The sequence below is a fragment of the Evansella sp. AB-P1 genome (assembly GCF_029688925.1).
GTDB lineage: Bacteria > Bacillota > Bacilli > Bacillales > Salisediminibacteriaceae > Evansella.
The window spans coordinates 52167-66051 of the sequence record NZ_JARUKY010000008.1 but is presented as its reverse complement, the minus strand read 5'-3'; the positions used below and the strand labels follow the sequence as shown (position 1 = coordinate 66051).

Below are 13885 nucleotides of genomic sequence, written 5' to 3'. Positions count from 1 at the left end.
GAAAGTATAAAAAAAACCGTGACAAGGTGGACCACCACCTAATCACCGTTGTGGGACTGCATTTGGCAAGTCTCCGAAAAAATAATCCCAGGTTTTTAGCTTTGGTCGGCTTGCTGTGGGTTATTTTTTTTGTTCGAAATGATTATGAAGAAACGTGAAGAGTACTATCATGAACATTGCTGTTGTAATATCAAACACTTGACTTATCACCTCCTTTAATGGAGGTTTCACCAATGCATTCCCGTGTATAAAGTAATCATATCACAGAAAAGAAGGGTGTGGAGTTGGCTATTTTCGACACAATTAAAATAAGGTCTAGTCGAAATAAGTGTATTTCAAAAGAAGGACTAAATGGAAGAAGTAAATATTAAATTTAAGATGTAAGATTCTGTAAGTGATCCATCAGAATATTCCATAGAAATTAATGTTTATTGGGTTGATGACAATCAGGTTGCGCATACACAAGGTGAAACCAAACATAGTATTGTTATCGAAATGATTGCTGAACAGACCAACGAAGAAGTAATAGTAGATGAACATCTAACTTTTTATCCAATTTCTATACAGGTGGAGAATTTAGAAGGAAACATAGATATAAAAAATGAATCTGTGGTTAATTTTATAAAGTACATAACTAATCTCAATAAGAAAAGCAGAGGCAACTGAGCCCCTGTTTTTTCGGATATATTGATGCAACTTTACACAAAACGTATATTTAATTAATTTATTTTAATGTATAGTTAATAGTAATCGGCTTGTTTTTCCCTGACTCCCTATACATAACAACTGTTTCAAATATTTTATGAAGCAGGTATTTTTGATCTTCAGTACTTGAATTTAAGTATACTTCTTTAAAGTTTTTTAACCTCTTTATCATTTCGTATTTTTCTTCTGGAGAGTCATCATCAACGTCCAATTTATATAACTGCTGCTGAAGTTCATCTTCTTTTTTGTTAAGGTTATTTATTTTTTCAAATAGAACTTCTTTAGATATTGGGTTTTTATCATCCATAAAAACGTCATACCATTTTTCCTTTTGAGCTTGAATACTCTCTATTTGCATTATTATTTCTTTAATATCAACTTGAGAGGAATTACTAGTTTCTACTTTACTAAGAAAATACTCTTTAGATGTAATTAACTTTTCTATTTCATCCAACAAAGGCTCCAATATTCTTTTATCCCAGGTCATTTTATTACACTTTAAACAACGATAATATAATTTTTGATCACGTTTATCAAAGAAACCTTGCATATTATGTTCTGTGCAGCTGCCACATCGTAATATTCCAGTTAAAGGGTACTTTCCGATTCTTGAACTATTTGTTGTCTTAGATTCCATAACTTTTTGAACTTTATAGAAGATTGGTTCTGAAATAATCGGTTCATGATTGTTTAAAATCATTTTCGATCCCCAGCGATATGTACCGATGTACATATCATTCATTAAGATATCTCTTATAGAATTATGGTTCCACTCTTTAGCTAATCGAGGTTTAATTCCCATATTATTAAGCCTTTTGGCTATAGAACGATAGCCAAAACCTTCTATATACCAATTAAAAATTTTATTCACTATATCCAACTCTTTTTCGATGATTGTGCAGTTAAAATCCTTGTCAAAATAATATCCATATGGAGAATGTCCTCCAGGTTTTTTTCCTTCATCTATCATTTGTTCAATGCCAAATTTAACACGTTCTGCAAGGTTCTCACGTTCCCATTGTGCAAGGGCAGCAACCAATGTGATAAATAACCTTCCCATAGCTGTAGAGGTATCATAGACCTCTGTGGCTGATTTAAAGGCAACATTATTTTTATCAAATGTTTTTAACAATTGATATAGATCGAGTACAGAACGAGTAAGACGATCCAGGCGATAAACTAAAACAATATCAATCTCTTTTCTTTTGATATCTTTCAATAACTTTTTCAAATTTGGTCTTTCTAAGTCTTTAGCTGACTTTCCTTCTTCAATATATTCCTCTACTATTTCCCATCCTTGACTCTGACAAAAAGCACGGAGCCGTTCACGTTGTGCAGGAATTGAAAAACCTTCTTTCACTTGTTCCTCTGTTGATACACGAATATAAATAACGCATTTCATCACTTATCACCCTTTTAAACGACCTTACTATTATTATAAATTTTCTCTAATCTTTCATGACAAAGATTTGGGGTACACTGAAACTGTTCTGCAAGGTTTTTGACAATGTTTTGATCATTTAAATCAAACTGGTGGAGCATATGAAAAGGAATAGCAGCATATCGAGTAAAATGGGATGCATCCCATTCCTGGAGCTCTCGAAATGCACTTGTCATCATTGATTGTCTGCCTGAATGTCTCAATATATGAGCTAGTTCATGATAAAACTGTTCCCTCTGTTCAGCTACTGTTAATAGACTGTTCACTGCAATAAGCTTAAATGCCCCTTGTTCTATACTGTGAGAACTTTTTTCTATTCTTTTGAAGAATATACCTAATGCATCACAAATTCGTTTCTCATCCAAATCTGACGGATTATAAATACCCATTCTTTTATATCTTTGTGACACCCAGGATTCTAATGGTGTTGGTTTGTATATAGCTTTCATGAGTCCCTCCCAAAAATTATCGAACAAATGTTCTTATTTCATTATAAAAATAAAAACCTTAATTTGTAAATAGTAGGTTTGGGAATTTGGTAATATAAGAAACAAGTGATAAAAGACCTAGGTATACATATGGCTAGAGTTTTGGGGTGTTTTGGGATGGTTAATAAATGTGTTGTAATGAACTAAAAATACAACGGAAATGGGAGGAGGTATATTTATGAGATTGGGATTAATGATTACATTGCAGTGTGAATAATGTAAAATAAAAAATGACAAGCAGGGTTCCTTGTCATTTTTTTTTGAATTTTAACCAGTATTTTTTTTCCTCTCAGGAATTATATAATAATAATCCCCAGAAATGATTTTTTTACTTGAATGAATAGTATCGTTTTTAAACCTATCTTTTGGAGTATATTCTATTTTTTTATATTCTCCTTCAATAATTTTTCTTGCTTCACTATGTAACCCTTTTTTGAAATACTTGATAATACTTTTGAAATTAGATCTTGTAATAATTTTAATTTCGCAGGCTGCCGCATGAATTTCACATGGTCTAGATATTCTTGAAGTTGTTGTAATAACAACTGCTTTAGCAGCTTTAAAATAGGGCATTGCTCCAAATGATTCTTGTATTGCATCATTACCTAATGGTTTATTATCCGCATAGTTTTTTGCTTGCACAACAGTTCTATTTCCATTACTATCCGTAAAAATTAAATCTGCTCCAAAATCTCCACTTGACTTTGTTTGATATGTATTTTTGTATCCAAGTGCTGAAAAAAGTACAAATAAATAATCTTCAAAATCGCTACCTTTATTCTCCATATTATCTATATCATTTATAGTGATTTCCATTAAATTATATTTTGATTTTCTTACTCTTCTTGGAATCGATATTCTATTATATAAATAGTAAAAAAGACTAAAAACAATTAATATTATTAAGAGAACGCCATATAATTGTAGTGACATTTCTGTCAAAATCGAGTTATCTACTCCCTCAAGCATCCTTATTTCTCTCCTTAGCTTTATGAGATACCCATTCAAAGTGTTTTCTTAATTCTTCCACATCTTCTGGGGTGAAATTTTTCCAGGCATCCATATCATGAAAAAATATATCCTCTATTCCTAATTCATCAAGGATTGTATTTATTTCATTTATTGGGTTATAAGCTGCTTTTTTATTTACTTCTGGATTATCACTTCTACCATGAAGGTATTCTGTCGAGCAAGAGAGTGAGTCAGCAAGGTTCTCTACATCATTATGATCTGGAGAAGTGTATCCTCTTTCCCAATTAGATATTACTTGTGGAGAAACTTTAACTTTGTCAGCTAAATCTTTTTGTGTAAAGCCATTTTTCTTTCTTAATGTACGAATACGATTTCCTATAGACATAGAAAGCCCTTCCCTTCCTATTGTTTCTTATAAAATTTTACCATTTGGTAACGGATTTAGATACAAAAGTAACGGATATTGAGAAATATTAAAAAAATAGTGTTGACTATAACGGAATTCGTTAGTATACTTTAATTAACGGAAATCGTTAGTTAGGGGGTGGATAAAATGATACATGATAATGTAGAAAGAGTGAGGAAGGCAAAAGGGATCACAAAAACATTCATTGCAACACAATTAGGTCTATCTTTACAAGGTTACAGACACATCACTTCTGGAGAAGTAAGGCTAGATGTTGAAAGACTAAGTATTATTGCAAATATTTTAGGTGTAAATCCAGGAATTTTTTTTGATGAAAAACTAACGGAATCCGTTATTAAAGTTATTGAACAACATAAGCAGATTAATTGTTCACTAACCATAAATAATTCGAGTTTGCCCTTGGATTTCCTACCACAAAACAGATAGGAGGGGAAGAAAATGTATTTAGATAGGGCAGTACAAATGTCCAATGGTCATATATTGTCACGAGGTGATCGTGATATGAAGAAGCCACAAGCAAAGGTAACTTGTATTGGTAGGGCAGAACCAACTAAGAAAGCATTGGATGAATTCATTGAACAGTACTTAATTATGGCTGAAAAGTACGAGAAAAAAATACAAAAAACAACAGGCAGCTGAGCCTGTTGCAGTTGGACAAGCAATCCATGAAAGGGTGTGAAGTCAAATGTATGAGAATGTAAAAGGGTTGTCCAAGTTATCCACTGATCTGCAAGATAAATTCCAACGGATCCATAAACGTCACTTATCGGCTATGGGAACAGCAATGAGAAAAAAGTACATTGCTGAAAACTTGAAAGAAGTGAAATGGGTACCAAAAGAAAGATGCTTTCATGTTTTTTGGAAAGGGAATACTGACTGGTTTCATTATACTTTAGATGGGACGTGGTACTGATGAAAAAGGATGTTCCACAACGTATTGCTTATTATACAAAAAAAGTTGCTGAAAAAGCAGCGATTCATCCAGCTATTAAGCCACCAAGATCTCATAAATACCGTCAGCAGCGTTTAATAAAATACAAGGCAATGTTGCATCAACAGATCTCGGACGAAGGTTGGAAAATTTAGAAATAGTTGAGAATTACTATTCATTACTGGAGGTAGAAAAAATGGATAAGAAAAATGGTCATCTCACTACATTTGAAGTAACTATTCCTACATCTATTGTAATAAAAATGGACTACATGGTTAAAGAATTAGACAAGGAAGGAGAAGAACCAGGAGTCATTAATCGTAACGGATTTATCGCTTATTTGATCTCAAATTTTTATGTAAATGAAGGGTATTACGATAAAGATAACGGTTTAGTAGAAGGTGAACTAGCTATAACTTCTCATGACTTTCCATTAAAGGAATGTAGGGATTGTGGAAACACAGAAGAATTGACCTCTTATTATCCGGAAGGTTTAGAACCATATTTTTTATGTAGAGATTGTGAAGACGATCTTTATAGGTAGGAGGAGTAACGTTGTATTTAAAGCAAATAGCTGACTCGAAACGGATTTCTGAAAATATGAGAAATCAAGGTAAATCTGATAAGGAAATCAAACAAGCAATTTCACTTTATTTATCTGAAAGTAAAAATAAAATTAATGCTCATTAGTCTAGTTGAAATGACTGTAAATCAATGTTAAGGAGGTTTCAAAGTGTCAGAGACTAATAGTTTAGTTTATTTCCAAGATTCCCAAATCGTAACAGACTCCAAAGTTTTAGCATCAACCTTTGAAAAAGGACACGACAAAGTGCTACGTGATATTCGCCAACTAGAACAAAAGTGTTCTAAGGAATTTTACATCACCAATTTTGGAGAGACGAAATACAAAAATAAGCAAGGGCGTTTGATGCCAAAATATATTATCACCCAGGACGGATTCGCCATGTTAGCAATGGGATATACAGGAAAGGAATCCATGCAGTTCAAGGAAAGGTACATCAAAGAATTTAACCGGATGCGTTCCATTTTGGAGAGTCAACAAACAAATAGTAATAATACGCAATTACTTGAAGAATTCAAATGCCAAATAACAATAAAATCTAAACAGCAAAAAGAAATCCAAGTTAACATACGCCGTAGGATTCACAGTTTATATTCTCACGTAAGAGATAGTGGGAGAAGAAAATATTATTCAAAAATCTATCAAGATCTGAAAACAAAATTCCTAGTCGATTCTTTTAGAGATATAAGAGTATCCGACTATGAAGAAGCTATAAAATTTATCGATGAATGGGAGTCTCCAAAATTGGTGAATGTGAAAGGTGGTGTTACATATGACAGAACATGCTGAAATTGCAGCATTTTTACAAGTGAAATTCTTGTACGGAGAATCTTTCATAAACGATTGGCTTCAAAACAATGGAGATGTGGAAATCGTTGAGATCAAAGTAATTTCTAATGTAGAAGATGGCGTATTAATTGTTTATCGAAAAGTTGACTAAAAAGAACGATAATGTGCGAAAAATGTTGTCGTAGAAATGAAGAAAGGAGAGAAATTGATGATAAATCGAGTTGTTTTGACAGGACGACTAACAAAGGCACCAACGATGAATTACACACCAAATGGGAAAGCTGTTTCAAATTTTATTTTAGCTGTAAATCGCACATACACAGATGGTAATGGTGAAAAGGGTGCAGACTTTATTACTTGTAACGTATGGGGAAAGCAAGCTGAAAACACTGTGAAGTATCTAAACAGAGGTAGCTTGTGTGGTATTGATGGAAGGCTTCAAACAAGAAAATATGAAAATAATGGTGGTCAAACAGTCTATGTTACAGAAGTTGTCGTTGAAAGAATACAATTTTTAGAAAGCAAGAAGGATCAACAGCATGAAGAGCAATAAAAAAGAGCTGTCAGGAGCGCCAACTCTTAACAGCCATTAAAAACACTATTTGAATGTATAGTAACACGATTTATTGACTGTAGCAAGGGAGGATACTATGACAACACAAACATTAAAAGAAACGGATGCTTCCAATGATATAAAAGGATTATTCCCTTCCACAAATGTGATAAAAATTATTTCACTTATAGGGTATTCTTATAAAAATAACGAACAGGATGTTCATAAACGTTACAGCATAGCGAAGCGCCCTTTCATGAAAGGATGGCAGGATAAAAATAATCCAGGGTTAAATCACTATGAGATTAATCAGTGGTTAAACAAAAAAGGTTGGATCGGTTTGTTAATTCCTCCTGGGTATGATGTGTTAGACATTGATGAAGTTGAAGAAGGGGAGCTCATTTTTCGAGCTCTCCAGCAAGAAAACTTTAATTTTCATGCGATTAAAACGAATAACGGGTTTCAATTCATCTTTAGATCAAATAATCGGATTAAAACACAGGATGCTAAAGTACTAATGGCTTGCGGATCAGTTGGAGATTATCGACTGGCTGAAAGAGGACAAATTGTTTTACCATCCTCTAATACGGATGGTCGCTATTGGATACACCAAGCATCTGGAGAACTTTCTGAAATGCCTATCTATTTTGATCGATTAAAAAGAGTAGATCATACGAGACCATTCCCTATCCCCCTTTCAGAAGGTGGGAGAAATAATACATTATACAAGCACGCATGTAGATTAGTAGAGTTTGGTTATCGAGATGATGAAATGATTCAAATTACTCATTTTTTAAATAAATACTTTTTCCGTCCCTCTCTTGATCAACGAGAGTTTCAAAATACAATACATAGTGCGCTAAAGAGAGAACAAAGTGGAAAAAGTTATTTACAGCCAACAGGAGGAAATAGTAGTCCTCCAAGTAGTAGACAAACGGAAAAAGTCGCAGAAAATAAAAATTTCAACTTAACAGAAATAGGTAATGCTGAAAGGCTAGTACATTACCATCAAAATAAGTTGAAATATTGTATTGAATTTGATGAGTGGTTGATATGGAATGGGAAGGTTTGGGAAAACGATAAGAAAAAGCAAATAGAACGAATTGCAACTAAAACATTCCGTCAGATATACAAGGAAGCTTCAACCATTCAAGACGAGGAAACACGAAGGAAACTAGTAAAGTGGGCACAATCCAGTGAAAAGAGCTCCATTTTATTAAATAGTATTGATCGAGCAAAAGCAATGCTTCCAGTATTACAAACTGATTTAAATAAAGATAATTTTAAATTTAATTGTCGTAATGGAGTCATTGATTTAAAAACTGGTCAACTATTACCACATGATAAAGATTTGCTTATTACGAATTACAGCAATGTTGAATATGATCCTGCAGCTGAATGTCCTACGTGGATCAATTTTATAGAAAGCGTTATGAAGGATGAAAAAGGGATTGTAAAACAAGAACTGATTGAATTTTTACAAAAAGCAATTGGTTATACTCTCACTGGAGATACAAGAGAGCAAGTACTTTTCTTCCTGTGGGGTAGTGGTAGAAATGGTAAATCAACTTTTATTAACACTGTGAAAGATATGTTAGGTGATTACGGAAAGCAAACGAATGCGGACACCTTCACATCTAAAACACATGAAGGTGGAATAAACAACGATATTGCAAGATTAAATGATGCTAGATTCGTTTCAGCAGTAGAGAGTGAAGAAGGGCAACGCTTATCAGAGTCTTTGATTAAGCAGCTTACAGGTGGAGAACCCATTACAGCACGATTTTTACGGAAAGAGTTTTTTGAATTTCTTCCTCAGTTTAAAATCTTTTTTACAACGAACCATAAGCCGATTGTAAAGGGAAATGATGAAGGGATCTGGAGAAGGATAAAGCTGATTCCATTTACGGTGACGATCCCAAAGGAAGATATTGATACAGAGCTTCCAGAAAAGCTTAAAGAAGAATTACCAGGTATTTTAAATTGGGCGGTGCAAGGATGCTTGAAGTGGCTGCAAGATGGATTAGGTGAACCGAATGAGGTAAAACAAGCTACCCAAGGCTATAAAGATGAAATGGATATCCTTGGTCAATTTCTTTTAGATTATTGTGTTATTCGTCCTGGTGCTAGATCTAGTGTAAAAGAATTATATGATCTTTATAAAAACTGGTGTAAGGAAACTGGAGAATATGAACTTAGCCAAAGAAAGTTTAATAGAAGATTAGAAGAAAAAGGATTTATCAAAAAGCGAAGTGGTAAAGCTGGAAACACAGAATTTCATGGAATTGGTATTTTAGATCGTGATTTTACTGAACGAACTGAAGAACTGAAGAAAACTGAACCGTTTCAGGGTATTCCCCCCTATGAAAATTTTTATGGGGGAAAGGGCAAAATTGATTCAGATACCTTCAGTAGTTCAGTTACTTCAGTAGAAGATTATGTGGAAGAGAAAATATGACAGTAAATCAGTTACTAGATACCCTTTACTACTTTGATATTCAGTTATTTCTTGATAATGGAAATATAACAATTAAATATAAGAAAGATAAATTAAATAATATAGAAATAAAAAAAATAAAACAACAAATAAAAGAAAATAAAAAAGATTTAATCCAACGCTTAGAAGAAAATAAAAAAGCAAAAGAGAAAAAATTTTTGATATATGGCGATGGAGATCTATATGAGTACCGTTATGGCTTTAATAGCTTTTTGTTCATTGAACGCCTGGATAACGGTCTTACATACGCCTACAGGTCATCCTATAAGGTAGGGGACAATCAATCCTATAAAACTATTATTCTGGGAAAAAACGTCCCCTTTGATAAAGCATTTGAAAAAGCAGCTGGATTCATTGATTGGTTGAATAAACGAAATCGTAGGTGGTGATATAGGCTAAACGTTCACTATTATGAACGATTCAGTTAAGCGGTATGTTGGTGTATGGGTTTTGAGAGAATCTGTTTATTAAAAAAGGAGATGAATAAGAAATGAAAGCAAAGGATGTAGCAGAAAAATTAGAAGGGTATGAACAAAAAGCGTATGAAGGTGGATATGGTTCTGATTGGCTTTCAGATATAGGAGAAAACATGAAATTTTATATGATTGATTGTGATAAAAATAATGTTAATCCAACCATAGAAGGATTAATTTTATGGATTGATAAAATGCATGAAAAAGCTGAATCTTGATGAACAGTACGTCCAAAGGAGGTTTTTAAAATTAAGCCAACAAAATCTATCGATCTAAAATTAGATTATATATTGAATGATTTAGAAGTATTAGAGCAAGAAATAAAAGATGTTATTGCTGATGAAATAGAGCAAAATCCACAAATTGAAGATTTAAAAAGGTTGAATATAAATCTTTATAAAGTCATTAAAAGCAAACACGCATTACAAGGGTATTAATGTAGAGTTTTGAAGAATTCCATAATCACTCACCAAAATTGGAGAGTAAAAAACTTATGAGGGAGGACGAAGATGGGATTTTTGTCACAAGTTAGAGTAAAAGGGAAGCAGTACATTTATCTATCGGAATACATAGGCACAAGTAAATATTCAACTAAGACGGATGTACATGTCTACGGTTTTGGGGAGAGAAAAAAGGCGCTTGATAAATTTAAGCTTTGGCAAAAAGATTTTATGAGTTTTCCTAAGCAGCTTATCCAGAAAGGTTATGGCCGGAGTGATCTTGATCAATGGATAACTACATTAGAAACAGGTACATCTCCTACTGGAAGGTCTAAAAAGTTCTTAAAAGTATGAGTATTATCTTGAAAAGAGGTAGAACAATGTTTGAAAATATGAAATTACTAAACTATAAAGTTGTCATTATTGAATCATCATTTAAACCTGAAATAGTAAATCACAAAATAGAAAAAGCTTTAGATCAATTCAAAATGGAGTCGGATCCAAGGACTAATGGCTTCATATTATCACCGGTGTACTATTATGAGGTAGGTAGAATTATTGGAGATCTATTAGAGATTAAATACTTTTGTTACTTAGACAAATAATTTTTAATGATGGCTTAGCGAAGTTTCGCTAGGTCATTTTTATTTATTAAGGGTGCAAAAAATTAAAGTTATTTATATAACTAATTATTTGCGCCGCCACCAAGACAATTTTATTAAAAACTATCCAAATAAAAAGAAGGGTACTCTGAAAATTTGGTGACCAATGCTCCCTCCTGGGTAAGAAGAAAAAATGTGAAATGTGAAAGGGGTATCTATGAATATATTTAGTTTTGAAAGTTTTGGGGTATTTTAGTATGTTTTGGGGTATTTTGGGATATTTTGTTTTAAAACAAGCTTGTAACATAGTATTCAACAAGAAAATATTTTTCAGTATTAAAGGGTGATCTAAATGGAACAAGCAGAGACCATTCATTCCAGTACTTATGGTGATATTCATATTCTCTATGAGATCACACTTGGTGATGTGATAGTAATATCATTAATTTCTTGTATTCTTATCTTTATGTTTTTAGATCGTATCATTAGGAGGTAATCATGTATTCGGTAGTTGAAGGAACTACGACTGATATCTTTTTCGTTTATATAGCAGTTATCGGAGCATGTATACTTCTATCTCCAATGTTTAGATTTATCATAAGTGTGATTTCAAAGGGGTTGAACAAATGGCGCTAAATGTTGGTGGTATTGTTCAAGATACATTGAAAATTGTTTATGGGAATCCTGATGTCATGGTATTTATTTTTAGTTTTACAATTGTCGTGACACTGGTATTTGTAACTATAGAATTGTACAACAAGTCAAGATTGTAAGGAGGATGAAAGGATGATATGGAAAACATAGCTAATGTATGGGATTGGTCATTTTTTTGGCAAGTTTTCGCATTCATATTAGGAATCGTCGCATCCTTCATCATGATTTATGTAGCTATCCAAGCAGTGGGACTATTGTTAAAAATGGTTGTGAGTGCAATTCGAGATAGGAACTAGGTGATAACATGCCTGAATATCAATCGTTCTTATCTGGAGAAAATCTTGTACAGTTTTGGGAATGGTTAGGATGGTTACTCTTTTACGCTGCTCCAGTAGTTATGATATTAGTTGCATTATTTGCAGCAGATGAAATCGTCAAGGTTATTAAATCAGTTTTCAAAAAAGATGATGATGACGATGATGATTATGATGTTTATCGGTACTAACTAGTATTTTACTAGTTAAATATATTATTCAATTTTTTAGGGAGTGTTATAAAACATGGAAGAAGGAGGAAACGGAATGGGTTTAGATCTATCAGGAATTACATTGCCATTTGATGTGGCGGATGTTGTTAGTGGAGGTATGGAACTTATCGGTTTAGTTGTAGGGTTCATTGTGTTAGCAATGGCACTTATGTTCGCACCGCGACTTATCGCATTTGTTAAAGGTGTATTCAGCCGTGGCGGGCGATCCGCATAATTTTATAAGATTAAAAGATGAGGAGGGCTGGAGGGTTCTCCTCTTCTTTTATATTAGAGGGTGACGTTTTATATATGATAAAAAATTACTCGTTTCATAATAAAAGGTGTTTTATCGCAATTATATCTTTTTTGTTCTTATTCTCTTTTACATGGATGGATAGAGCTATGGCTGACTTTACTATTAAGTATGATTTAGATGAGGATGGGAACTATACGATTCCTTACATAAGCTTCGAAAGTGAGGAATGGGACACCTGGAGGAATACTGGTGGATATATCATCTACTATTTTACTGACTATCCCAAAAATGAATTTGATTCTGTGCAATTTAAGATAGAGGGCACTACAAATAGAATTTACCCACATTATAATGGGCAGCACGGTATTCGCGTTTACTGGGGGGACGGTAGACAACTAGGAGATTATGATTCTTGGGTCATTGAGAATGTTTGTGAATACGATGAGGATTATTTAGAAGGTTATCGAGGTTCAGAACCGTATGAAGGTAATCCTTTTACGAATCCGAATGCCAATTGCTCTGCACCACAAGATCCAGGTAATGGTGGTGGAGATGACGACGATCCTCCAAGCGACGGAGGGGGAGATGCAAGGTGGAATGACCTCATGGATAAACTGGAAGAAATTTCTGATAACATACCTTCCCCACCAAATTGGGAGGAGGTAGCAGATACTATAAGAGATTCCATAGTTCCAGGGATGATAGATGATTTAGAGTCAATGTTTGGAACAGCACCACCGCCTCCAGCTGCACCTGGATCAATTGAGTTACCTAGTGAAAATGTAAATGACTATGCATCCGATCTGGATGAACAGACACCATCATTGGAGGAAGTACCTGGACTAGATGATTCAGGATATTCATTGGATGATATTGCATCAGAAGCTCCAGAAATTGAGTTTCGAGAGGATCCAACAGGAGGATTTGAAATAGGAAATCCAATCGATATGCTACCAGACTTTCCGACTAATCCACCAATGCCTGGGGAAGATTCAGATGATTATGGAGAGTGGAATCATCAACCTGATACACCAATATTGGAGACTCCTGATTCTAATGGAACTATAGAAACGCCTACTAATCCTATTCCGGGGGAAAGCAACGGTGGTGACAACATTCCTACACCTAGTAATGGAGATGGAACAGGAGGAAGTCCTACACCTCCAATGCCAGGTGGAGGAGATAATAGTTCGCCCCCTACACCTGGAGGAGATGGAGGAAGCAGCTTGCCGATGCCAGGCGATGGTGGATCCACACCTCCAAGTGGTGGAGATGAACCAGGAGAAAATGGATTGATAGATTACAAACCTAATCCAGGGTCCGAGGATGGAAGTGGAGGAAGGTTAGGAGGAGGATAAAATGTTCCCCCAATACGAAAGAGCACAACCTCAAGCTATTTATTATTACACGAAAAAAATAAGATCGATGAGAGACGAATTTAAGAAAGCAGAACAAAACAATAACTTTTTAAAAATGTGTTACTACAGACGAACCATCGAACTGATAAGAAATAAAGTAGAAAGGAAATACGGAGTGATCATAGATTGA

Annotated in this window: 26 protein-coding genes and 1 pseudogene; 23 read left to right on the top strand and 4 right to left on the bottom strand. The window is 34.0% G+C overall.

What is annotated here, in order from left to right:
- Window positions 1-724: 724 nt before the first annotated feature.
- The 4 genes from QA612_RS09885 to QA612_RS09870 form a co-directional block, all read right to left on the bottom strand.
- On the bottom strand, window positions 725-2107 hold the full coding sequence (locus QA612_RS09885) for a recombinase family protein (protein ID WP_278283648.1): 1383 nt from the start codon (window positions 2105-2107) through the stop codon (window positions 725-727).
- 14 nt (window positions 2108-2121) lie between these two features.
- Window positions 2122-2595: an ImmA/IrrE family metallo-endopeptidase gene (locus QA612_RS09880; RefSeq protein ID WP_278283647.1), complete on the bottom strand. Its 474-nt coding sequence runs from the start codon at window positions 2593-2595 to the stop codon at window positions 2122-2124.
- A gap of 306 nt (window positions 2596-2901) precedes the next feature.
- A complete protein-coding gene (locus tag QA612_RS09875; RefSeq protein WP_278283646.1) occupies window positions 2902-3603 on the bottom strand; it encodes a restriction endonuclease in 702 nt (233 codons plus the stop codon).
- A complete protein-coding gene (locus tag QA612_RS09870; RefSeq protein WP_278283645.1) occupies window positions 3596-3991 on the bottom strand; it encodes a helix-turn-helix domain-containing protein in 396 nt (131 codons plus the stop codon). The genes QA612_RS09875 and QA612_RS09870 overlap by 8 nt, the downstream gene beginning before the upstream one ends.
- Window positions 3992-4159: 168 nt before the next feature.
- Here QA612_RS09870 and QA612_RS09865 point away from each other — a divergent pair, with 168 nt between their 5' ends.
- The 23 genes and pseudogenes from QA612_RS09865 (at window position 4160) to QA612_RS09755 (ending at window position 13885) form a co-directional block, all read left to right on the top strand.
- A complete protein-coding gene (locus QA612_RS09865) occupies window positions 4160-4459 on the top strand; it encodes a helix-turn-helix domain-containing protein (protein WP_278283644.1) in 300 nt (99 codons plus the stop codon).
- 12 nt (window positions 4460-4471) lie between these two features.
- Window positions 4472-4672: a hypothetical protein gene (locus QA612_RS09860; protein ID WP_278283643.1), complete on the top strand. Its 201-nt coding sequence runs from the start codon at window positions 4472-4474 to the stop codon at window positions 4670-4672.
- 46 nt (window positions 4673-4718) lie between these two features.
- Window positions 4719-4946, top strand: a complete 228-nt coding sequence (locus QA612_RS09855; protein WP_278283642.1) for a hypothetical protein — start codon at window positions 4719-4721, stop codon at window positions 4944-4946.
- The gene (locus QA612_RS09850) at window positions 4946-5119 is read left to right on the top strand and encodes a hypothetical protein (protein ID WP_278283641.1); all 174 of its coding nucleotides are present in this window, start codon (window positions 4946-4948) and stop codon (window positions 5117-5119) included. The genes QA612_RS09855 and QA612_RS09850 overlap by 1 nt, the downstream gene beginning before the upstream one ends.
- 41 nt (window positions 5120-5160) lie before the next feature.
- Entirely contained in the window at window positions 5161-5508 is a 348-nt protein-coding gene (locus tag QA612_RS09845; protein ID WP_278283640.1) for a hypothetical protein, read from the top strand.
- 11 nt (window positions 5509-5519) lie between these two features.
- A complete protein-coding gene (locus QA612_RS09840; protein WP_278283639.1) occupies window positions 5520-5654 on the top strand; it encodes a hypothetical protein in 135 nt (44 codons plus the stop codon).
- 43 nt (window positions 5655-5697) lie between these two features.
- Entirely contained in the window at window positions 5698-6336 is a 639-nt protein-coding gene (locus QA612_RS09835) for a Rha family transcriptional regulator (RefSeq protein WP_278283638.1), read from the top strand.
- On the top strand, window positions 6320-6487 hold the full coding sequence (locus QA612_RS09830; RefSeq protein WP_278283636.1) for a hypothetical protein: 168 nt from the start codon (window positions 6320-6322) through the stop codon (window positions 6485-6487). The genes QA612_RS09835 and QA612_RS09830 overlap by 17 nt, the downstream gene beginning before the upstream one ends.
- Window positions 6488-6544: 57 nt before the next feature.
- A pseudogene (locus tag QA612_RS09825) lies at window positions 6545-6871 on the top strand (single-stranded DNA-binding protein); the annotation flags it as partial.
- Between the two features lie 115 nt (window positions 6872-6986).
- Complete coding sequence (locus tag QA612_RS09820) at window positions 6987-9347, top strand: phage/plasmid primase, P4 family (RefSeq protein WP_278283635.1); 2361 nt, start codon at window positions 6987-6989, stop codon at window positions 9345-9347.
- Window positions 9344-9775: a hypothetical protein gene (locus tag QA612_RS09815; RefSeq protein ID WP_278283634.1), complete on the top strand. Its 432-nt coding sequence runs from the start codon at window positions 9344-9346 to the stop codon at window positions 9773-9775. Before QA612_RS09820 ends, QA612_RS09815 begins: the two co-directional genes overlap by 4 nt.
- 101 nt (window positions 9776-9876) lie before the next feature.
- Window positions 9877-10077, top strand: coding sequence for a hypothetical protein (locus QA612_RS09810; protein ID WP_278283633.1), 201 nt, complete (start codon window positions 9877-9879; stop codon window positions 10075-10077).
- Window positions 10078-10149: 72 nt separating this feature from the next.
- A complete protein-coding gene (locus tag QA612_RS09805) occupies window positions 10150-10296 on the top strand; it encodes a hypothetical protein (protein WP_278283632.1) in 147 nt (48 codons plus the stop codon).
- Between the two features lie 72 nt (window positions 10297-10368).
- Entirely contained in the window at window positions 10369-10653 is a 285-nt protein-coding gene (locus tag QA612_RS09800; protein ID WP_278283631.1) for a hypothetical protein, read from the top strand.
- Window positions 10654-10679: 26 nt separating this feature from the next.
- The gene (locus tag QA612_RS09795; protein WP_278283630.1) at window positions 10680-10904 is read left to right on the top strand and encodes a hypothetical protein; all 225 of its coding nucleotides are present in this window, start codon (window positions 10680-10682) and stop codon (window positions 10902-10904) included.
- 349 nt (window positions 10905-11253) lie between these two features.
- Entirely contained in the window at window positions 11254-11397 is a 144-nt protein-coding gene (locus tag QA612_RS09790) for a hypothetical protein (protein WP_278283629.1), read from the top strand.
- A 2-nt stretch (window positions 11398-11399) separates the two neighbouring features.
- Window positions 11400-11537, top strand: a complete 138-nt coding sequence (locus tag QA612_RS09785; protein WP_278283628.1) for a hypothetical protein — start codon at window positions 11400-11402, stop codon at window positions 11535-11537.
- A complete protein-coding gene (locus tag QA612_RS09780; RefSeq protein ID WP_278283627.1) occupies window positions 11528-11674 on the top strand; it encodes a hypothetical protein in 147 nt (48 codons plus the stop codon). Before QA612_RS09785 ends, QA612_RS09780 begins: the two co-directional genes overlap by 10 nt.
- Window positions 11675-11692: 18 nt before the next feature.
- Window positions 11693-11851: a PTS ascorbate transporter subunit IIC gene (locus tag QA612_RS09775; protein WP_278283626.1), complete on the top strand. Its 159-nt coding sequence runs from the start codon at window positions 11693-11695 to the stop codon at window positions 11849-11851.
- 8 nt (window positions 11852-11859) lie between these two features.
- Window positions 11860-12060 carry a hypothetical protein gene (locus QA612_RS09770; protein WP_278283625.1) on the top strand — a complete coding sequence of 67 codons (201 nt, stop codon included), beginning with the start codon at window positions 11860-11862 and terminating at the stop codon, window positions 12058-12060.
- A gap of 76 nt (window positions 12061-12136) precedes the next feature.
- Complete coding sequence (locus tag QA612_RS09765) at window positions 12137-12316, top strand: hypothetical protein (RefSeq protein ID WP_278283624.1); 180 nt, start codon at window positions 12137-12139, stop codon at window positions 12314-12316.
- A 167-nt stretch (window positions 12317-12483) separates the two neighbouring features.
- On the top strand, window positions 12484-13695 hold the full coding sequence (locus tag QA612_RS09760) for a hypothetical protein (protein ID WP_278283623.1): 1212 nt from the start codon (window positions 12484-12486) through the stop codon (window positions 13693-13695).
- A gap of 1 nt (window position 13696) precedes the next feature.
- Window positions 13697-13885 carry a hypothetical protein gene (locus QA612_RS09755; protein WP_278283622.1) on the top strand — a complete coding sequence of 63 codons (189 nt, stop codon included), beginning with the start codon at window positions 13697-13699 and terminating at the stop codon, window positions 13883-13885.